Annotated in this window: 17 protein-coding genes; all 17 read left to right on the top strand. The window is 58.9% G+C overall.

The window, feature by feature from the left end; translation table 11 throughout:
- Positions 1-11 precede the first annotated feature (11 nt).
- Positions 12-2,384: a GumC family protein gene (locus DQG19_RS09855; protein ID WP_116126095.1), complete on the top strand. Its 2,373-nt coding sequence runs from the start codon at positions 12-14 to the stop codon at positions 2,382-2,384.
- Positions 2,385-2,389: 5 nt separating this feature from the next.
- Complete coding sequence (locus tag DQG19_RS09860; RefSeq protein ID WP_157974431.1) at positions 2,390-3,706, top strand: lipopolysaccharide biosynthesis protein; 1,317 nt, start codon at positions 2,390-2,392, stop codon at positions 3,704-3,706.
- Between the two features lie 48 nt (positions 3,707-3,754).
- A complete protein-coding gene (locus DQG19_RS09865; RefSeq protein ID WP_116126097.1) occupies positions 3,755-4,684 on the top strand; it encodes a hypothetical protein in 930 nt (309 codons plus the stop codon).
- Positions 4,685-4,686: 2 nt separating this feature from the next.
- Entirely contained in the window at positions 4,687-5,868 is a 1,182-nt protein-coding gene (locus tag DQG19_RS09870; RefSeq protein ID WP_157974432.1) for a glycosyltransferase, read from the top strand.
- 22 nt (positions 5,869-5,890) lie between these two features.
- Positions 5,891-7,147 (top strand): glycosyltransferase family 4 protein, encoded by a 1,257-nt coding sequence (locus DQG19_RS09875; RefSeq protein ID WP_116126099.1) that lies wholly within the window; start codon positions 5,891-5,893, stop codon positions 7,145-7,147.
- Positions 7,144-8,484, top strand: coding sequence for a hypothetical protein (locus DQG19_RS09880; RefSeq protein WP_198661709.1), 1,341 nt, complete (start codon positions 7,144-7,146; stop codon positions 8,482-8,484). The genes DQG19_RS09875 and DQG19_RS09880 overlap by 4 nt, the downstream gene beginning before the upstream one ends.
- On the top strand, positions 8,474-9,487 hold the full coding sequence (locus tag DQG19_RS09885) for a glycosyltransferase family 4 protein (RefSeq protein ID WP_116126100.1): 1,014 nt from the start codon (positions 8,474-8,476) through the stop codon (positions 9,485-9,487). Before DQG19_RS09880 ends, DQG19_RS09885 begins: the two co-directional genes overlap by 11 nt.
- Entirely contained in the window at positions 9,484-10,626 is a 1,143-nt protein-coding gene (locus DQG19_RS09890) for a glycosyltransferase family 4 protein (protein ID WP_116126101.1), read from the top strand. Before DQG19_RS09885 ends, DQG19_RS09890 begins: the two co-directional genes overlap by 4 nt.
- Positions 10,611-11,537 carry a glycosyltransferase family 2 protein gene (locus DQG19_RS09895; protein ID WP_116126102.1) on the top strand — a complete coding sequence of 309 codons (927 nt, stop codon included), beginning with the start codon at positions 10,611-10,613 and terminating at the stop codon, positions 11,535-11,537. Before DQG19_RS09890 ends, DQG19_RS09895 begins: the two co-directional genes overlap by 16 nt.
- A gap of 1 nt (position 11,538) precedes the next feature.
- Positions 11,539-12,126: a putative colanic acid biosynthesis acetyltransferase gene (locus DQG19_RS09900; RefSeq protein ID WP_116126103.1), complete on the top strand. Its 588-nt coding sequence runs from the start codon at positions 11,539-11,541 to the stop codon at positions 12,124-12,126.
- Between the two features lie 55 nt (positions 12,127-12,181).
- A complete protein-coding gene (locus DQG19_RS09905) occupies positions 12,182-13,435 on the top strand; it encodes a WcaI family glycosyltransferase (protein WP_116126104.1) in 1,254 nt (417 codons plus the stop codon).
- Positions 13,414-14,832: an exopolysaccharide biosynthesis polyprenyl glycosylphosphotransferase gene (locus tag DQG19_RS09910; protein WP_116126105.1), complete on the top strand. Its 1,419-nt coding sequence runs from the start codon at positions 13,414-13,416 to the stop codon at positions 14,830-14,832. Before DQG19_RS09905 ends, DQG19_RS09910 begins: the two co-directional genes overlap by 22 nt.
- Before the next feature lie 93 nt (positions 14,833-14,925).
- Positions 14,926-16,053 carry a glycosyltransferase family 4 protein gene (locus DQG19_RS09915; RefSeq protein ID WP_116126106.1) on the top strand — a complete coding sequence of 376 codons (1,128 nt, stop codon included), beginning with the start codon at positions 14,926-14,928 and terminating at the stop codon, positions 16,051-16,053.
- 32 nt (positions 16,054-16,085) lie between these two features.
- Positions 16,086-17,201 (top strand): GDP-mannose 4,6-dehydratase, encoded by a 1,116-nt coding sequence (gene gmd / locus DQG19_RS09920; protein ID WP_116126107.1) that lies wholly within the window; start codon positions 16,086-16,088, stop codon positions 17,199-17,201.
- A 347-nt stretch (positions 17,202-17,548) separates the two neighbouring features.
- Positions 17,549-19,177 (top strand): DUF1800 family protein, encoded by a 1,629-nt coding sequence (locus tag DQG19_RS09925; protein WP_116126108.1) that lies wholly within the window; start codon positions 17,549-17,551, stop codon positions 19,175-19,177.
- Between the two features lie 300 nt (positions 19,178-19,477).
- Complete coding sequence (locus DQG19_RS09930) at positions 19,478-20,752, top strand: DUF1501 domain-containing protein (protein WP_198661710.1); 1,275 nt, start codon at positions 19,478-19,480, stop codon at positions 20,750-20,752.
- 180 nt (positions 20,753-20,932) lie between these two features.
- On the top strand, positions 20,933-21,895 hold the full coding sequence (locus DQG19_RS09935) for a UDP-glucuronic acid decarboxylase family protein (protein WP_116126110.1): 963 nt from the start codon (positions 20,933-20,935) through the stop codon (positions 21,893-21,895).
- Positions 21,896-22,006: the final 111 nt, after the last annotated feature.

Genomic DNA, 22,006 nt, shown 5'->3' on the forward strand with positions numbered 1-22,006 from the left:
ACCAGCACGTTATGAAGAACATTCCAGAAGAATTCGCTCCCCAGCCCTGGCAGACCGGAGGCACTGAGCGCGACGACTTTGCTCCGGCCATTCAGCTGGACTACGGTGCGCTTATGGGGCGTCTGGCGCGAAACTGGTACTGGTTCGTCCTGGCCATCGCTGCGTGCATCGGCGCGGCGTGGCTGCACCTGCGCTATGCGACTCCCGTGTACCAGGCCCGTACCACCATGCTCATCCAGGAGCAATCCGGCGGGCAGGGGGGGCTGTCAAAGCAGGTCATTGCTTCCGAACTCGGTTTCGAGAACACATACGTCATCGACAACGAGATATACATGCTGCGGTCCCACTACCTAATGGAGCGGGTAGTCAACCTGCTGGGCCTGGACATCAGCTACATCCACCTCGGTTCCGTCCGGGACATAGAGATTTACCAGCCCAAGAACTTTGGCCTCGTCCTGCTGGACACGGCGGCTACCGTCGTAGCCGGGGGGTCGGATGAATCGATCCAATACGGCAGCGTAATGGTGCGCTTCGACAACGCCAACACCTTCTCGCTGATCCGTTACGGCGGCGATACGACCAGCGTGGCCTACGGAGAGCCGTTCCAGATTGGCAACCGGAATTTTGCCATGGCCGTCGACCCCAACGACGTGCCGTACGACGACCAGGCGATTTACCAGGTCAACGTGATGAACCCCTTCAACGTAGCCAGTGGCTACCAGGGATCGCTGGGTGTATCGCAGGTGGGAAAGTCCGGCGTAGTGGGCATGACCCTTATGGATCCCGTGCCTCAGAAGGCAAAAGACATCCTAAATGCCCTGGTCACGGTATACGAGCAGCAGATCGTGGAGGAGCAAAGCGAAACCGGCGGGAAGACGCTGGCCTTCCTCGAGGAACGCCTTGACTACGTGACCGACGAACTGTACGAGGTCGAATCCGACGTAGCCAACTTCAAGCGAAGCGCTAACCTGACCGTCGACCTGCAGTCGCAGGGAGCCGACTACCTGGCCCAGATGAACACGGCCGACGCCCAGCTGGCGGAACTCCAGATACGGCGCGACCTGATCCAGGACATCAGCAACACCCTGGAGCAAACAGGTGATGGCTACGAGATGCTGCCGGTTTCGTCGGAGATCATCTCCGGCGTACTCGCCCAGCTCATCACCGAGTACAACACACTGATTTTCGAGCGCGAGCAGCGGCTCGAGTCCGTCACTCCGGACCACCCCATGATGGCTACCTACAACGAGCAGCTGGAGGACCTGAAGCGCAATATTGACCGGAGCGTCCGCTCGCTCCTGCGGGAAACCAACGAGCGGGTGGCCAAGATCGAGGAACGCATCCGCCCCCTGCAGGCCCAGATGAACCGGATGCCCGCCAACGAGCAACGTATGCTGCAGATCATGCGCCAGCAGACGATAAAGCAGAACCTGTTCATGTTCCTGCTGGAAAAGCGTGAGGAAGCCGCCCTGACCATTGCCGCCCAGGTCCCCAACACGCGCATTATCGACCGGGCCAGCAGTAGTTCGGTGCCTATTTCTCCCAACCGGCCCGCCATCTACCTGCTGGCTATCGGCATGGGCCTGTTCGTGCCCGGCAGCGTCATCTTCCTGCGCGAACTGCTTGGCACACGGATCGGCACCGAGAAGGAGATCATGAAATTCATGCCCTACCCGGTGGTCGGCCGTATCATCAAAACCTCCGATCACCACCAGGTGATCGTAACCAAGACGAACCGCAACGGCGCGGCGGAAGCCTTCCGGCTGCTGCGGACCAACCTGGGCTTCCTGTTGTCGAACGATCAGCAGTCGTCGGTGATCATGGTCACTTCCAGTGTAAGTGGTGAGGGCAAGAGTTTTATTGCTACCAACCTGTCGGCGGCCCTGGCGCTATCCAAAAAGCGGGTCGTAGTCGTCGGCCTCGATATGCGCAAGCCTAAACTCGCCGAAATGGTGACCGATGAAAAGCTGGATCACAAGGCTACCGGTCTATCCAATTACCTGATCGGCAAGTCGACCTACGAAGAAATCTTGCGGCCTACCGCCCAGGAGGGACTGTCCCTGATCACCAGCGGCCCCCTGCCCCCCAATCCGGCAGAGCTGCTGATGGAGGACCGCATGGCCACTCTGATAGAGAACCTGCGGCGGGACTTCGACGTGGTCATCCTGGATGCCCCCCCGGTGGGTGTGGTGACCGACGGCCTGTTGATGAAAGAATTTGTGAACATCACCCTGTTCATCACCCGCATTGGCGTTACGCCGAAGAAGAGCATCGGTTACATTAACGAGATGATTGAGGCCGGCAAGCTGCCGCGCGTCAACCTCGTCATTAACGGTATCAACCCCAAAGCCTCCTACGGGTACGGGTACGGCTACTACGAATAAGCGTATTGCGCACCTTCGAAAAATTTGCGGCCCGCGCGCCGAATCTTCTGAAATGGGGGAAGCTGATCAGCGTAACCGGAGGTGCTCAGGCACTGATCCAGGGCGCCGGCTTCGTCAGTGGCATCTTCATCATCCGTATGTTGACTACGGAGCAGTATGCCTACTACACCCTGGCCAATGCGATGCTCGGCACGATGACGATCCTCGCGGATGGGGGAATCTCCGCCGGCGTGCTGTCGGAGGGGGGCAAACAGTGGAAGGACCGGGAGGAGCTGGGTAAGATCCTGGCAACGGCGATGCATATGCGCCGGCAGTTTGCCATCGGTAGCCTGCTGGTATCCGTGCCGATCCTGTATTACCTACTACAGGAACAGGGCAGTGTATGGTGGCATTCCATCCTCCTGATCCTGTGCCTCACCCCGGTGTTCTGGGCGCAGCTGTCGGGCTCGCTGTTGCAGATCGTCCCCCGTCTGCACCAGAATATCAACGCCCTGCTGAAGATCAACGTACAGATCAATGCGGTCCGCCTTTTGGCTACCCTGCCGACATTGTTCTTTTTCCCCTTCGCGGGGGTGGCGATTCTGGCAACGGGTGCCGGGCAGGTCCGCGGCAACCTCCGGTTCCGGGAACTGTCGCTCAAGAAGGCGAACTGGAAGGCGGATGTCAGCCCGTTCTACCGCAAGCGACTTATGCAAAGCGTCCGACGCCTGCTCCCCGGCAGCATTTACTACTGCATTTCCGGGCAGATCACCGTGTGGCTGATCGCTTTCTTCAGCGATACGGAAAGTATGGCCCAGATCGGTGCGCTGAGCCGGCTGATGGTGCTGCTCACCCTGGTACGCATGCTCGTCGACCTGCTGGTCACGCCCCGCTATGCCCGCCTGTCCGACGACACCCGAACCGTCGTTGTACGGTTCTTTCAGGTTATCGCCCTGCTGCTGGGGATTTCCTCGTTGATCGTGTTGGGCGTCTATCTTTTCCCGGATGTTTTCCTCTGGATCCTGGGCAAGAAATACAACAACCTGGAGTACGAGGTGGTACTCATGACCATCAGCAGCTGCCTGTCGCTCATGAGCGGGTCGCTGCACGCCCTTACGATCTCGCGGGGCCTGATCCCCAACCCCTACGTCATGATCGCCTTCACCATCCTCAGTCAGGTGTTCGTATTATACTTCCTGGTAGATTACACTACCCTGTCCGGGGTAATTCTTTTCTCTATTTATTCGGCCCTGCTCACCCTTAGTTACCGTATAGCCGACTTTTTGTACCGCACGCTAATCCGTAAGGAATCGGTAAAGGCAGGCGCCAGCTCACCCAATTGACACTACTGTGCAGTTGCGCACAGCCGGCAAATTTATTTGATTCACAACATGAGAATCCTTACTACCCTCGCCGAACGCGAGTATTTTTTAGGCCTTTCCGCCCTGCTCAATTCGGCGGTGCATTTCGGCACCTACGTCGATAAGGTGATCGTAGGGTACCGCGAAGGCTTGCCAGGCTGGCTACCCGCCCTCACCCCTTCCAAATTCGGAAAGACCTTCCACACCCCTTCCGGCCTTGAAGTCGAATTCGTAGAGTTGGACGGCAGCCTGCACATGGTCCACGAAAAGCCGAAGTGGTTCCTCCACGTCACCGAGGTGCTGGCACCGGACGCTACGGAGTATTTCTTTTTTGACTCCGACATCATCATCAACATGAGGATGAGTTTCTACGGCGAGTGGGTGCAGGAGGGCGTGGCCATCTGCGGCGACATCAACTACCCCTTCAGCCGCCACCACCCGATCCGGCAGAAATGGGCCGCGCTGGCCAGGGCCGCCGGCCGGCCGGTGGTGAACGAGCTCGACGAATATTACAACAGCGGCTTCCTGGGCTGGACGCAGGAAACCAAAGGATTTATTCAGGACTGGAACGACGCCTTCGCCATACTAGCCCCCCACAGCGGCAGCATGAACGAATTCCGGGTAAACGACCGGACGGCGGTCGTGCTCAGCACTAACCAGGACTCCCTCAACCTGGCGGCCATGATCACGGAACACCCGATCTCCCTGATCGGCCCCGAAGCGATGGGCTTCGAGTACGGTATGCGCCTCATGCACCACCCCATCGGCTCGAAGCCCTGGTCGCGAAAGTTCGTCAGTGAATTCTTCCGGGGCCGCCCGCCACGGGAGGCGGACCTGATCTTCTGGGATTACGTAAACGGCTCGGAGTTACAGCCCATGACCAGCGGAAAGGCGAAAAATATGCACCGGCTCTGCCGCGGACTGCGCTTTGGCAGTCGGTTTTACAAGGCCATCAAGTAACTGTGAGCAGTCGTTTTCTCTTTCTGTGCGGCTCACTGGTGGTCGGTAAGGATGGTGTAGGAGACTACACCCGCCGGCTGGTGGCCGAGCTGGCCCCCTACGGCGTCACGGCCAGCATCGTGGCCTGCTTCGATAAGGAGGTAGGCACCCCTACCCGTGAATCCCAGTCAGAACAGGGCGTGGAAGTGCCGGTGCTCCGGATTCCCTACGGTTCGGATGCGGAAGCGCGTGAGGCGTTGCTGCAGGAGACAATTAACTCCTTTGCCCCGGATGTAGTGAGCCTGCAATACGTCCCCTACTCGTTCAGCCCCGTAGGTATTCCGTACCGCTTCGCCCGTCAGCTCGGCGGCTTGCGGTTCCCGGGGCGGTGGCACATCATGTTTCACGAACTGTGGATCGCCCACCGTGGCTGGCGGCAGCCGAAACAGTGGGCCGTAGCCAGCCTGCAGGCACTGACCGTCGGGTTGCTGGCCCGCCAGCTGCAACCGGCCATCGTGCATACCCACGTACCCCTCTACCGGCAGCGCCTGTCGCGGCTATCCGTCAGCGCCCGCCCCCTGCCGCTCTTTGCCAACATCGCCTCCGTAAAGGGAGCGGTCCGCGAGCCGGCTCCACCCCGTGGGCCCTTCGTACTGGGGTACTTCAGTCAGCTCAAGGTTGAGCGAACCCTGCATTTCATCAACGACCTTACCGGCTGGCTCCGCGCGGACGGCGGCCGGGAACTGGAGATTCATCTCCTCGGGGGCGGGGCTACGCGCATCGCCGAAGCCCGGGCCATTTTAAAATCTTCCTTTCCCGAAGTAGCGGTCACCGCTCCGGGCTTTTTACCGGCCGGGGAACTCAGTCTGGCGCTAGCTGGTCTCGACCTGGGCATCACGCCGGTTGACTACCATTTGCTCGGGAAGAGCGGTACGGTGGCGGCCTTCCTGTGCCACGGCGTACCGGTGGCGGCTCCCTACGTAACAGAGCCCGGAGAGGGCTTCTTCGTCCCCAAACTAAGCCGGGCAACTTTCTCATCCTTTACTCCCCACGCCCTGGCGGCCGCGCAGCAGGCGGTGACCGACCTTGACACAACGGTGATCTCTGCCGCAGGCGTGGCCCGTACTTTTATGGCCGACCTGGGGATACGAGCGGGTGTGTCCGCCCCGGCAACTCATCGGTCCTCCGGCGGCCTCTCCAGCTGACCGCCGGCCAAGCGATTCATTTATGATCATTGTTTCCCACCCCACGGGCAATTCCAATGTCCGGGCCGTTCTTGACGGACTGCACGACCGCGATATGCTGTTGCGGTTTCATACCTCCATCGCTACCTTCCCCGGCAACCTTTGGGACAAGATCGGCCAGCTTCCCCCGCTGTCGGAATTCGATCGCCGCCGGTTTCGGCCCCACCTCAAGCCCTTCACCCGGCAGCACCCCTGGCTGGAACTGGGCCGCCTCGCCGCCGGCCGCGCCGGACTCGATACCTTCACCGCCCACGAGACGGGGGCCTTCAGCGTCGACCGCATCTACCACGCCCTGGACCGCTACGTAGCCTCTGACATCCGCGAGGCCCGGCAGGCCACGGCGGTCTATGCTTACGAAGACGGCGCCCTCGAATCCTTCCGGGCTGCCAAGGAGCGGGGCCTGACCTGCGTATACGACCTGCCCATCGCCTACTGGGAGACCCTCCGCCGCCTGCTGCGCGAAGAGGCCGAGCGCCGGCCGAAGTGGGCGGCTACCCTCGGCGGAGGCATCAAGGACAGCGAGCAAAAGCTGGAACGCAAAACCGCGGAACTCGAACTGGCCGATATCGTCGTCGGCCCCGGCTCCTTCGTCATGGACTCCCTGCCGGACTGGGCCGCCGGTAAGCAGCGTATCGTGTCCCCGTTCGGCTCCCCCGTGACCGGCACCGCACCCGCGCGCGCCGCCGCCCCCACGGGCGACCGCAAATTGCGCGTACTCTTCGTCGGCTCGATGGGACAGCGCAAGGGACTCGGTGACCTCTTCGAGGCCATGCGGCTGCTTGCCACCCCCCGGGTGGAACTCGTGGTCCTCGGCAGCCTGCTGGCACCTATGGAGTTCTACCGCAACGAATATCCGGACTTCACCTACGAGGCCACCCGTCCGCACGCCGCCGTGCTGGAGCTGATGGCGAGCTGTGACGTCTTCTGCCTGCCCTCCATCGTGGAGGGGCGGGCGCTGGTCATGCAGGAAGCCATGAGCCAGGGCCTTCCGGTGGTGATCACACCCAACACGGGCGGGGCTGACCTGGTTATTCCCGATGAAACGGGCTTTCTCGTCCCCATCCGCTCGCCGCGGGCCATCGCCGACGCCATCCAGTGGTTCGACGACCACCGCGATGAGTTGCCGCGTATGTCGGAGGCCGCCCGCCGTCATGCCGCCGGTTATACCTGGTCGGCGTACGGGGGCACCGTCGCCCGTGAACTCAGCACCTACCTAGCGCCAGCCAGCAGCCCATCGTGACCCGAACCGTCCGCCACAAACTTCCGGAATTCTCCGCCGTAGCCCAGCCGGGCAACACTAAAGTGGTGAAGCAGCTGATCTGGCTTTACCTTATCCTGCTCCTATTCGAGGGTGCGCTCCGCAAGTGGTTCCTGCCCATGCTGGCCACGCCGCTGCTGATCATCCGCGATCCGGTCGCTCTCCTCATCTTGCTGCAGGCGGCCAACCGGCAACTCCGGGTACTGAACCCGTACACCCTCGTGATCTTCACCGTCACGATCATTTCCTTCCTTGCCACCTTTTTCAGCGGGCACCAGAACCTGGTGGTAGCGTTGTACGGCGCGCGGATCACCATGTTGCATTTCCCGCTGATCTTCGTGATAGGACAGGCCTTCACCCGCAGGGACGTCGAGCGGGTGGGCAATTTTCTGTTGTGGGTGGCACCCTTCATGACGGTACTTATCGCACTACAGTTTTACAGCCCGCAGACGGCCTGGGTAAACCGCGGGGTCGGCGGTGAGGGCAGCGCGGGCTTCTCGGGAGCCATGGGTTATTTCCGCCCACCGGGCACCTTTTCGTTCACCAACGGAACGACGCTTTTCTTCAGCCTTACGGCCGTGTTCGTCACCTACTTCTGGCAGGCGAGCGATCGGGCGGTCAACTTTTTGGTCCTGGTTGCCGCTACCCTCGGGGTGTTCATCGCGATCCCGCTCGCCATCAGCCGCGGCTACCTCTTTCAGCTCGTCATTATCGTTATGTTCTTCGTGGCCGGCAGCCTGGTCGGGGGGGGCCGGGCGGTGGGCCGGCTGGGCATCGCGGCCGTTGCCGTACCGGTAATCATGCTGATGCTGAGCGGGCTCGACTTCGTGCAGCAGGGTATTCAGGTCTTTACCCAGCGCTTTACCAACGCTGCCGTTTCGGAAGGCGGACTGGAGGGCACGCTCGGCGAACGCTTCCTCGGAGGCATGGCCAACGCGGTGGGCGATGCGGACGAACTCCCCTTCTGGGGCATGGGCCTCGGTATCGGCACCAACGTGGGGGCCACCGTCCTTACGGGCGGACGAACCTTTCTCGTCGCCGAGGGAGAATGGGGCCGCATCATCGGTGAAATGGGCGGATTGCTGGGGCTGATCGTAGTGCTGACGCGGGTGCTACTGGCGATTCATTGCGGCCTCAAAAGCGTCTTTTACCTCTTCCAGCGGCGCCCCCTGCCCTGGCTCCTGACCAGTTTCGGCCTCTTACAGATCGTCACGGCCAACTGGTCGCAACCTACCGCCCTCGGCTTCTCCATCTTCACCACCGGCCTGCTGGTGGCCAGTTTCAACGAACCGACAACCGCTTCCCGCCATGCGGCTTAGGCTCTTCTACCGCAAGCCCTACCCCACGGCCTTCAGTATCGAGCGGCTCTTCGACCAGCTGGCCGCCACTTTCGCCGAAAAGGGGGTCGAAGTGGAACGGCTGGTGCTCCCGCACTACAACAATACGCTGACCAACGTGCGCGCCAACAGCGAATGGGCGGGTACGCAGGTGCAGCGAACGCCCGGCAACCCGCCGGCGGTCAACCACATTACCGGCGACGTCACGTCTATCGTGGGGGCCCTCCCCTACCCTACCGTCATCACCATTCACGATTGCAACCCCCTGCTCCGGTACCCGAAGTGGCACCCCCGCTACTGGTTCTACCGGTGGATGATCTACGAGCGGCCGGCCCGACGTGCCGCGGCGGTCACGGTCATTTCGGAGAAAACGCGCCAGGAAGTACTCGCGCTGACGAGTATTCCCGCCGACAAGCTGCACGTAATCCCGAATTTTCTCGACCCCGCTTTCGAGTTCGTTCAGAAGCCCTTCGACGACGAGCGGCCCACCATACTACAGATCGGGGTGAAGCCGAACAAGAACATCTCCGGCCTGGCCGAGGCCCTACGGGGGTTGGCCTGCCGCCTGGAAATCATCGGCGAGCCCTCCGCCGCCGACCTGGAGATTCTGCGGAGCCACCACATTGACTTTCACTACGCTTCGGGGCTTTCGGACGAGGAAGTACGGCAGCGCTACCGCTCCTGCGACCTGCTGGCCTTCGTTTCGACCTACGAAGGCTTCGGCCTGCCCATCCTGGAAGCCCAGGCTACCGGGCGCCCCGTAGTGACCAGCGACCTGTCGCCCCACCGCGAAGTGGCGGGGCCGGGCGGGGCGCGGCTGGTCGACCCCTACGACCCTGCGGCGATCCGGGCGGGTATACTGGACATTTTGCAGGACGAAGCCCTGCGCACTAATCTTATCGAGCGCGGACGTGCCAACGCGGCGGACTACCACATCGGGTCCGTTGCCGACCGTTACCTTGCGCTATACTCATCGCTACTTTGAAAAAACTGAAGATTCTGTTTCCCACCGGCAGCTTTTACCCGGCCCAGACCGGTGGGCCCGACAATACGGTGTACTGGATAACCAAGGCCCTGAGTCGTCGGGGCCACCAGCCGATTATAGCCACCACGGACCGGGGGCAGGGCCTGCCGATGCCCCGCGGCCGCTGGCTCAGTACCAACTACGGCAAGGTGATCTACACCCGCAACCCCATTCACTACCTGCCCCTGGGGGTGGTACGCCAGGCGATGACGCAGCTAAAGGAGGTGGACGTGCTGCACCTTTCGATGATCACCTACCCCTCATCCCTGATGATGGCGGTACTGAACTCGCGTACCTACCGTAAACCTATGCTGTGGTCGTCGCGTGGCGACCTGGATCCGCCCATGCTCCTGCGCTCCCGCCGCAAGAAGGCCGCGATCATCAAGGCTATCAATACCCTGGTCGACAAGGACCTGCTCTGGTTCCACTCCACCTGCGACGCGGAAACCACCTACATCCGCAATAATTTCGGAGAGGACTCCAAGGTGATCCAGATCCCCAACTACATGGAGTTGCCGGAGCGCATCAAGACCACCAAGGAGAAGTTCTTCATGTACATCGGCCGCATCGACCCCAAGAAGGCCATCGAGAACCTTATCGAGGCCCTTTCGCGGTCAGAAACCTTCCTTTCGAGTGAGTTTACGCTGAAGATCGTCGGCGATTACTACAACGACTATGGCCGCGGGCTGGTCCGGCAGGTGGAGGAACTTGGGCTGACCAACAAAATCCGTTTTCTCGGCCACCGCGACGGCCGCGAAAAGGAGGAACTGCTGGCCGCCGCCTGGTTTACCTTTATGCCATCGCACACCGAAAATTTCGGGATCGTCGTGATGGAGGGGCTGGCGCAGGGGACACCGGCGGTAGCTTCCACCGGTACTCCGTGGGAGCTCCTGGAGACACACAACGCGGGCTTCTGGGTACCCAACGATCCGGACAGCCTGCTGGAAACTATTGAAAAAATCTACGCCATCCCCGCCGACCAACTGCAGCAGATGAACGACAACGCCCTGCGCCTGGCGCGGGAGGAGTTCAGCATTCACGCCAATGTGGGGGAATGGGAAGACGCTTACGCAAAGATTATTGCATGCACCACTCACTGACGATTGTTATTCTTACCTTCAACGAGGAGGCCAACATCAAGAACTGCCTGGATTCCCTCCGGGGGGTGAAAGCTCCCATCTTTGTGGTGGACTCCTATTCGACGGATCGCACGCTGGAAATACTGGACGCCCACGATGTACCCTACGTGCAGCATCCCTTCAAGAACTACGCCGCCCAGCGCAACTGGGCCCAAAGTAACCTCCCCTACGAGGGGGAGTGGGTACTGCACCTAGACGCCGGGGAACGGCTGACGCCGGGTATGGCCACTTGGTTGAACGAGTCCTTCGACCCCACTCAGCAGGGGGTTGGCGGCTACATGTTCGCCCGCCGCGCCATCTTCATGGGCCGCTGGATCAAGTACGGCGGCTACCACCCCATCTACCATCTTCGGTTGTACCGCCGCCAACTGGGTCACTGCGAGAACAAGGTCTACGACCAGCACTTTGTGGTCGAGGGTACCACTGCCAAGGCGGGCAAGGGGGCCGACCTGGAGGATGGCGTGATGAGCAGTTTACGCGACTTCACGGTGAGTCACGCCCGTTGGGCCGTATTCGAAGCGGTCGAGTCTATCCTGGCTGAGGAGGAAACCGGCGAGGTGTCCGCCAAGCTCATGGGCAACCCCATCGAGCGCAAGCGGTGGCTAAAGAGCCGGGTGTTTCAGCGCTCGCCCCTCTTTCTGCGCAGCTTCCTGTACCTCTTCCACCGCTACATTATAAAACTGGGCTTTCTGGACGGCAAGGAAGGGCTCATCTTTCACTTCCTGCAGGGGTTCTGGTTCCGCTTCCTCGTAGACTCCACGATCTACGAGATCAAACAGGAAATGAAGCACCGCCCGCTCGAGGAAGTCGTACGCGAAAAGTACGACCTCGACGTCAACGTATTCCTGAACCGCGAACCCGCAACGGCTTAGTATGACCCCACCCTACCAGGACCTGAGCCGGTTCACCATGCCCGAGAATTTTCGCGGGCGGCCCGGCTGGTACGTCCAGCTGTGGTGGGTAGTGGAGGCGCTGCTCTTCCGCCCTTCGCCCCAGTTTTTGTACGGCTGGCGGCGGTGGCTCCTCCGGGCCTTCGGGGCGACCGTTGGGCCGGGGGTCGTTATCCGGCCCACCGTGCGCACGCAGTTTCCGTGGAAGGTAAGCATCGGGGAGCATGCCTGGATCGGCGACGATGTGGTCCTGTACAGTTTGGGAGAGATCCACATCGGACCCCATGCCGTTGTATCCCAAAAGACCTATCTTTGTACCGGCAGCCACGACCCGGAAGACCCGTCCTTTCCGATATTCAGCTTACCTATTTATGTAGGAGCACAGTGTTGGTTAGCAACCGACGTGTACGTTGCTCCCGGGGTAACGATCGGTGCGGGAACGCTAGTGGGTGCCCGCTCTTCGGTCTTCAAGGACCTGCCAGCCGGCAAGGTCTGTATGGGGTCTCCGGCGCGCGTGGTAAAAGACAGAGTCACCGGTAGCGTACCGGCAGAGAAAAACGAACACCCGTAATTCCGCTTCGGCGGGTCAAGAAAAGCTCCCGGCCTAATGCCACGGGGCCGCGACTGTGAAACTACTGATCTACGGCATCAACTACGCCCCGGAGCTCACCGGCATCGGCAAGTACACCGGCGAAATGGCCGCCCATCTCGCCGCGCAGGGTGACGAGGTGGAAGTCATCACCGCTCCTCCCTACTATCCACACTGGAAGGTCAAGGAAGGCTACGCTAATGCGTACCGGCAGGAAACCGTGGATGGCGTCAGGGTACTCCGCTGCCCGCTCTACGTGCCCCAAGAGGTCACCGGTCCCCGCCGGATTCTCCACGAGCTTAGTTTCGTCGTCAGTTCGCTGCGCTACTGGATTCCCCGGTACTTCCGGCGGTACGACGCCATCCTGTCGGTGAGCCCCCCCTTTCACCTGGGCTTTCCGGCCCTGATCCACAAGTGGCTGCACAAGACGCCCGTGTACAACCACATCCAGGATTTGCAGGTAGACGCCGCGCGCGATCTCGGCATTATCCGGCAGGAAAGACTGCTGCGCGTACTCGAAGGATCGGAGCGGTGGCTACTCAACCGGGTCAGTGCCGTGTCAACCATCAGCGACGGGATGCAACGCAAGATTGCGCAGAAGGGACTGAACCCCGAAGAAATTGTCATGTTTCCAAACTGGGTGGACGGAGATCTCGTATTTCCGGTATCCCGTGAAGCATCCGCCCGGAAGGAGTGGGGGTTCGGCGATAACGATCGCCTCGTCCTCTACGCCGGAAACCTGGGTGAGAAACAAGGATTGGAAAATATTCTTTATCTTGCTGACCGGATGCGTGACGTCCCGAAGCTTACTTTCCTGATAATCGGGGAAGGAGGAGCAAAGTCCCGTCTTATGGCGGAGGCCGAGCAACTTCAACTGACCAACCTGCAGTTTAAACCTTTACAACCTTTAAATCGTCTCGCTGCCAGTTTGGCCGCAGCCGATGTTCATCTCGTCCTGCAGAAGAAAGCCGCTGCGGACCTGGTGATGCCCTCCAAGGTGACCAATATTTTGGCCGTCGGTGGGCACGCGCTAATAACCGCGGAAAACGGTACTACCCTTTTCGACGTAGTTAAAAGTAATCACCTTGGAACATTGGTCGACCCCGAGAATGTTGAAGCACTTGAACGGGGGTTGCGAGAAATTTTAGCCGGTGAGCGGGCCGGTGATGCCCGCGGTGCCCGCCAATACGCCCAGGAGCATTTAGATAAGCGTAGCATTCTTTTTGGATTTAGACAGATTTTGACACAGAACACTAAACAACACACCACATGGAATTCACCTCACAATTAACTGCTCCCTCGGCTACGAGGGTGCTGCGGTCCACGCCGCACCGTTACGACCTTATCGCGACGGACTTCGTGCTGATCAACCTCTCGTTTTTTCTTGCCAGCCTGATCACTAACGGCATGCTGGATTACAGCACCGCCCTTACCGGCCGCAACCTGGCCCTCGTCGTCTTCGTAAATATCGCCTGGGGCTGGCTGTGCGTTTACTTCAACGCCTACCGCTGGTACGAACGGGTACGCATGGAGCAGCAGCTCTCCAAGGTGTTCAAGATCCTGGTGTTCCTGCTTGCCTTCACGTCCCTCTTTTACTACAACGTACTAGGCGAGGCCCCCCATACCCCCTTCATTCTGCTGGCCCACGGCCTCGCTCTGGTGCTCGTATCGATGGGGCGGGTGTTCCACCGGGTACGGGAAGAGAGCCCCTTCGAGACGTTCCGCTACGTAGTGGTGGGAGGCAAAGCCGAAAACCTGCAGCAACTGTTCAAGGCGTTTGACTACTGCTTCCCCGGAAGTGCTGAGTTGGTAGGTCGCTTCGGCAACACACCCCACGCTAATGTGACCAACATTGGTAACTACGGTGAACTGCGCGAATACCTGCTGGGGCAGCCCGATATCGACAAGCTGATCTTCTTCTACAGCGACCTTACCCTCGAGGAGGAGCGGGAGATCATGCGCATCTGCGAAACCCAGTTTATCGACGTGGAGGTTGCTCCCCGCGAGACGACGCTTTTCCCGCGGACCTACAAAAGCCAGCAGCTTGGGGACCTGTCGATGCTGACGCTCAAGGAAGAGCCCCTTACCGCCCTGCGGAACAAGGTCCTGAAGCGCACCTTCGACCTGGTAGTCAGCAGTATGGTTATCCTGTTTATCTTTCCCATCCTGATGCCAATCGTGGCGATCGCGATCTACCGGGAGGACCCGGGGCCCATCTTCTTCCGCCAGGAACGTACGGGTTACCTGAACAACGTCTTCAAGATGTGGAAATTCCGGTCGATGCGCATCAACGAGCTGTCGGATAACAAGCAGGCCACCCGCGGTGACGACCGGATCACCAAGGTCGGTGCCTTCCTTCGCCGCACGAGTCTCGACGAGTTTCCGCAGTTCATTAACGTGTTCCTGGGCGATATGTCCGTAGTCGGCCCCCGCCCGCACATGACCAAGCACACGGAAGAGTACTCACGGCTCATCGACAAGTTCATGATCCGTCACAAGGTCAAGCCCGGCGTAACCGGCCTGGCCCAGATCAACGGCTACCGCGGCCCCACCGATGAGGTGTGGAAAATGGAGAAGCGGGTAGAATACGATGTATGGTACCTGGAGAACTGGAGCCTCCTTATGGACATTCGCTGTATCGTCATGACCGTTTACAACGCCATCAAGGGCGAAGAGAACGCGCTATAACGTACGCCTCACGGCGCCCCTCCGCGGCTACGGCCGGTGCCCCATCTTTCCGTGTGGATGGCGTTACCGACCGTAGCCGCCTAATTTTCCCCTATGAAGATTTTACTTTCCACTCCGGTCTTCAAGCCCATGGTCGGAGGAATGGAAACCCTGGCCAATAACTTTGCCCTCCACTTCACGTCCCGGGGCCACGAGGTGACGCTGGTCACCCCAATTCCCTACGACGGTGTTGACGACGAGCCCTATCCTATCATCCGGCGCCCCTCCCCCAACGAGTTCTACCGCCTGGCCAAGGAGGCAGATCTGATTTTCTCCAACGGCGCCAGCCTGTATGCGGCCCCCTACGCCATCGCTACCGGCACGCCCGTCGTCATGCGGCATACCGGTTATCAGGTGGCCGCCATCGACGGAGCCGGCTGGTACGACAACAAGCTGGCTCCCCTGCGTCCCGTCCCCTCATTTCTGTGGCACCTCCGTCACGGCAAGCTGGGCAATACCTTCCGCGGTATTTTCAAGGTGACCGCACTGCGCCTGTTCGCCAAGCACGTCGTGGCGGCAAACGTGGCCATTTCAGACTGGATGAAGCGCCGTCATCCCCTACCCAATCAGGTTCGGATCCACAATCCTTTCCCCATCACCAAATTCGTGGCGGGTCGTAATGAGGATGGCAACTACGAGTACGACTTCTTCTTCCTCGGCCGCCTGGTGACCGAAAAGGGTGTAAACCTGTTGGTAAAGGCATTTGCCGAAGTTCAGCGCCGCTGCGACGGGCGCTACCGCCTCTGCATCATCGGTGACGGCCCCGAGCGCCCACGTCTGGAACGTATGGTGAGCGATCTGGGGCAGCAGGACCACGTGACCTTCACCGGCACCCTGACCAAGGACCGGCTGGTCCAGCAACTCAAGCGCTGCAAGATTGCCGTGCTCCCCTCCACCTGGGAAGAACCCTTCGGAGGCGTAGCGTCGGAAATTCTTGCCGCCGGCAAAAACATGATCGTGTCCCGCGACGGAGCCCTTTCCGAAATCATGGGCGACGCAGGACTCACTTTCCCGAACCACGATAGCCTGGCCCTGGCCGATGCCATGGAACGCCTGGCACAGGATGAAGAACTGCAACGGCAACACCGCCGGAATGCGAGCGTTCGTCTGAAGGACTTCAACGAGGAAGCCCTTATTACCGATTATATTCACCTTTTCAACCGCGTACTAGCTTCGGAGTAATCTCCCGCAACCCCTAGACCACACACTCCATTATGGCAAAGAAAGCACTCATCACCGGCGTCACCGGACAGGACGGAGCCTACCTCACCGAACTCTTGCTCGGCAAGGGATACGAAGTACACGGCATTAAGCGCCGGGCTTCCCAGTTCAATACGGACCGCATCGACCACCTCTACCAGGATCCCCACGTAGACAACCGCAACCTGATCCTGCACTACGGTGACCTCACCGACTCCACCAATCTGGTGCGCATCGTAAAAGAGGTAGAGCCCGACGAAATTTACAACCTGGCGGCCATGAGCCACGTCAAGGTGAGTTTTGATATGCCGGAATACGCCGCCGACGCCGACGGCATTGGTACGACCCGGCTCCTCGAAGCCATCCGTCTGCTAGGCATGACGGAGAAGACCCGCTTTTATCAGGCGTCCACCTCCGAACTTTACGGCCTGGTACAGGAAGTACCCCAGTCGGAAACCACGCCCTTCTATCCCCGCTCCCCCTACGCGGTAGCCAAGCTCTACGCCTATTGGATCACGGTGAACTACCGCGAAGCCTACGGCATGTTTGCCTGCAACGGCATTCTCTTCAACCATGAGAGTCCCCTACGGGGCGAAACCTTCGTCACTCGCAAGATCACCCGCGCCGTGGCCAAGATCTCTCTTGGACTACAAGACCGGCTCTACCTCGGCAACCTGGACGCCCAGCGCGACTGGGGGCACGCGAAAGACTACGTCGAAGGGATGTGGCGGATTCTCCAGCAAGACACCCCGGACGATTTCGTCTTGGCTACCGGCGTGACCACGCGCGTGCGTGATTTCGTGCGGATGTCATTCCGGGAAGTAGGCGTCGAACTGGAATTCACCGGCGAAGGCGTAGCGGAAATCGGTGTGGTTTCCGAAGTCAGCAACCCTGAGTTTCCCCTGCCCGTAGGCACGGCCGTAGTCGCCGTCGACCCCCGCTACTTCCGCCCTACTGAGGTAGAACTGCTCCTCGGAGACCCCACCAAAGCAATGACCAAGCTGGGTTGGAAGCATGAGTACGATCTGGCCGCCATGTGTTCGGAGATGGTCCGGGCCGACATCGGTCTTTTCGAGCGTGACCAGCTACTGAAGCGGGAGGGATTTGAGGTCCGAAACCAGTTCGAATAGAAAGTTCCTGAAATGTTCGGCACAGCCGAAAATATTTCTGTACATCGGCTAGTTATCTAAACGACACAACCCCGTACCAATGCAGTGGCCTGCAAGGCCTGCAAGGATTTTCGGACGGGTACATGAACTTGCCGTGGATGTTAAACTCGGTACCATTTTGGAAAAAAGCTGACGATAGTTTGCTCTTTTGTGTAGGTACTTGTATTTTTGCTGCCGCTTAGTTCCTGCTGAGCCAAGACTAGCCTTTTTCACGGTATTCCAATTTGCATAACTCTCTTGATTAGATCCGCACGACGCAAGTCGTACGGGCCTCACCTGATTGTTCTACACGTTAAAATACCTGTGATTTGTCCTACCAGTCTAGTAAACGGTTCGCGCCGGCGGTTTCAAGCCTGACCCCATTTTCCGGGACCTGGGATCGCCAGAAAGCAGCGCACCTGCTTCGCCGAACTACCCTCGGCCCCAGGATCGACGAGATCAACAAGGCTCACCGCGACGGCCTCGACCGTACGCTCGACCTTATACTTGCTACCGCTCCCGTACCGGCCCCTCCGGTAAAGTATCGGAACGATTACGATGAGTATCTTAAACTCGGCGAAACCTGGGTCGACAAGAACAACCGCGGCAGTGGCCGCTACCGTGGAGCCTCCCTGAGGGGGTGGTACTACAACAACATGCTGCGGTCGGATTTGCCGGCCAATATTCAGGAACGTATGTCGTTTTTCTGGCTCAATTACTTCGCGATCGCGAGTATTGAGACGGATCCGCGCGCCATGTACAAGCACCTGCGCATTTACCAGGAAATGGCCGTGGGGAATCTGCGTTCCATTTTACGCGAGATAACGCTTGACCCCCGGATGCTCATCTGCCTTGATGGTGACCTGAACAGCAAGAAAAACCCCAACGAAAATTACGCCCGAGAGCTCATGGAGCTTTTCACCCTGGGTAAAGGTCCACTGGCTGGACCAGGGGACTATACGAACTATACCGAGCAGGACGTCGAAGCACTGGCCCGCGCGCTGACCGGCTGGAAAAACAAGGACTTTAATTTTAGCCAAACCGATACGCCCATCGAGGCGTACTTCGACGCTGACGATCACGATACCGGTGATAAGCAGTTGAGTCCCCGATTGGGCAGCGTAGTGATAAAGAACGCAGGAGCCGACGAATACAAGGTCGTTTTAGAAATTCTGCTCGCGCAGGAAGCGACCGCCCGTAACTTTTGTCGTCGCCTGTACCGCTTCTTCGTCTTCCACGATATTAATCCTACCATTGAGGATCAGGTAATTGCGCCCTTAGCTAAGACGCTGATAGATAACAACTACGAGATCAAACCGGTACTTCGGTCACTCTTCGGCTCGGAGCACTTTTACTCCGAATCCCTGCGTGGTGCCGTGATCAAGGGCCCGAACGAGTACCTGGGCAGCATGCTCCGTCCGTTCAAGGCATTTTGGCATGATAAAGCGTTGAACGACCTTCAACTTCTTTACGAACTCGGTGGGAAAATGTGCGGCTTCGCGACTGACTTAGGAGTTGATTTTGTGCAACCACCTACCATTTCCGGCTGGAAAGCTTACTACGACAGCCCGCAATACTACCGTCACTGGATCAGTCCTGCCCTGCTACAACGTCGCATCCAGATCTCTACGTCATTGATGGATGGTCTCTACCACGTGAATGGCACGCAGCTCGAGGTGGACTACCATGCTTTTCTGAAGGGGCTGACCAATCCCTTGGACATCAACGAGATGATCAGTGAAGTTGCCCTGATTTTCCTTCCCCGCCCGATTACTTCCACCCAAACAATGGCCCTCAAGGAAACCATTATGGGAGGGCTCGAGGACCACGAGTGGTCGATGGCCTGCAGCGACATGTTTGCCAACCCGACCAATCTCTCCTATTACAAGCCCATTCTACAACGAATGCGCCGCCTTATGATTGATATTTTTTCCATGGCTGAATTTCAGCTGCAGTAAACCCTAATTCCCATGAAGCGTAGAAATTTTTTACAAACTGCGGCTGCTCTTACGATACCCACTTTTGTGCCCCTGCCCGGTATGCGAGCCAGCAGCAACCGCTTTACATCCTTAATCGCTCCGGATTCCGATCGAATCCTGGTTATTGTACACCTTTTCGGAGGCAACGACGGACTCAATACCGTTATCCCCCTCGATCAGTATGACGGCCTGACCGAAGTTCGTCCTTTGTTGTACCTGAAAGCTGAGAAAACGAAGAAACTAACGGAAACAGTTGCCTTGCACCCATCGATGGGTCAAATGGCCAATATGTTTCAGGACGGAAAGCTTAAGGTTGTACAAAGCGTAAGCTACCCCAATCAGAACCGTAGCCATTTCCGGTCCACCGATATCTGGACTTCCGGTTCCGATTCGAAAGACTTTGTCAACAGCGGCTGGGTGGGACGCTACCTGGAGGACCAGTTCCCGGGCTATCCCACCGGATATCCCAGCGAAGGGCAACCCCATCCCCCGGCAATTTCCATCGGCAACTCGGCTCACCCTACTTGCGAAGGAACGCAGATCAACTTCAGCCAGACCGTTGAGAATCCTCTCGACACCGTTACCATCCCGGACTCGGTAGAAGATTTCCTGAGCAACGATCGCTATGGCAATGAACTGGATTTCATCCGTACCACGATGGACCAGACCAACAGCTACAACGCGGTCATCAAAAACGCCGCTGCAAAGGGTAAAAACCTTGCCACTTACCCCGGATTCAGTAACAGCTTGGCTGTTCAATTGAAAAAAGTCGCGCGCTTGATCAGCGGTGGGCTGCAAACGAAAGTTTACACGGTGTACCTGGGTGGCTTTGATACCCATGCGCGCCAGGTGACCGGGGACACTACCAATGGAACGCACGCTCATTTGCTCGCTCAGGTTAGCGAGGCGATCAGTGCTTTCCAAGCGGACCTTAAGGCACAAAAACTGGAGGAAAAGGTTCTCGGCATGACCTTCAGTGAATTCGGTCGGCGCATTCGCCCCAACGCTAGTGCCGGTACCGACCACGGTACGGCCGGCCCTATGTTCCTCTTCGGTAGCTGCGTAAACGGCGGCATCCTGGGGGATAACGTTGAGATCGACAAGAGTGTCGGGCAGTCCGACGGCGTGCCCATGCAGTTCGATTTCCGGGATGTCTACGGGTCGATCCTGGTAGACTGGTTCAGTGTCTCCACCTCCCGGGTCAAGACGGTTCTCCACCAGAACTTCCAGTACCTGCCCCTGGCCGGCAACTGTAATGAGAACACCAACGCCACGGAGGAGACCACCGAGGACGGATGGGCCTTCGGCCAACCCTACCCGAACCCCTCCACCAAGGAGATTTACATCAACGTATCCAGCCCGGGCTACAACCGCCTGCGCTACTCCCTCTTCGACTCGCGCGGACGGCTCGTCCTGGCTAACGAGATCGGCGTGGATGGACAGGGTGACCACATGCTCTTTGCCCGCCCGAGCCGCCTGCCTTCCGGTACCTACGCCCTGCGCCTGGCCACCGAAACCGGCGGCACCGTCAGCCGCAAGGTAGTTTTTGAATAACCCCGCCTTCAACGGCGCGACACTGATTTACCATAAAGCACACACACTTGTCAAATTTCTACGACCAGGGAGGCCCGTTGCTTCCCTGGTTTTGCTTTTCACGGAAGTCATTAACGCGCTACCTTTGTTAACGAAAAATTTTAGGCGCTCTGCGGCGCTTAGTTATAATAGCAAACCCTTATGCGAACAGTTCTTATCACCGGCGCCGCCGGATTTCTCGGCTCTCACCTATCTGACCGGTTCATAGCGGAAGGGTTTCGTGTCGTGGGGATGGATAACCTTCTCACCGGCTCGATGGACAACATCGCCCATCTTATGCCGCTGAAAGAGTTTGAATTCTACTACCACGACGTCAGCAAATTCGTACACGTCCCCGGTGAGTTGGACTACATCCTTCACTTCGCCAGCCCGGCCAGCCCCATCGATTACCTTAAAATGCCGATCCAAACCCTGAAGGTCGGCAGCCTGGGCACCCACAACCTGCTCGGCCTGGCCCGGGCCAAGAATGCACGCATGCTGATTGCGTCGACCAGCGAGGTTTACGGCGATCCGCTGGAGCACCCCCAGCAAGAAACCTACTGGGGTAACGTCAACCCGGTTGGTCCCCGCGGCGTCTACGACGAAGCGAAGCGTTTCCAGGAAGCCATGACGATGGCCTACCACACCTTCCACGGTCTGGAAACGCGTATCGTCCGCATCTTTAATACCTACGGACCGCGCATGCGGCTCAACGACGGCCGCGTACTGCCCGCCTTCTTCAGCCAGGCGCTCCGGGGCCAGGGACTCACGGTCTTCGGTGACGGTAGCCAGACCCGCTCCTTCTGCTACGTGGATGACCTCGTCGAGGGTATCTACCGTCTCCTCATGAGCGACTACGCCCAGCCGGTGAACATCGGAAACCAGGACGAAACCACCATCATGCAGTTCGCCGAAGAGATCATGGAGCTCGTCGGCAACCCCGATGCCCACCTCGACCGGCGCCCCCTGCCGACCGACGATCCCAAGGTTCGTCAGCCGGATATCTCCGTAGCACGGAAAGTCCTCGGCTGGTCACCGAAGATCAGTCGCGAAGAAGGACTTCGGCGTACCCTCCCGTACTTCCGGGAAACGGTAGCCAAGGCCGATGCCGTAACCAAAAGCTAATCTATCCGGGACCGGCCCGTGTTTCACGCTGTTAGCCTCCTTTTATGGGAGGGTAAGTGATACCGTTCGGCTCCCTTGTTTTTAACCCCACTCAATTACCCTTTTACTTCC

Origin of the sequence: Lewinella sp. IMCC34183, assembly GCF_003390915.1 — a bacterium.
Taxonomy (GTDB): Bacteria; Bacteroidota; Bacteroidia; order Chitinophagales; family Saprospiraceae; genus Neolewinella.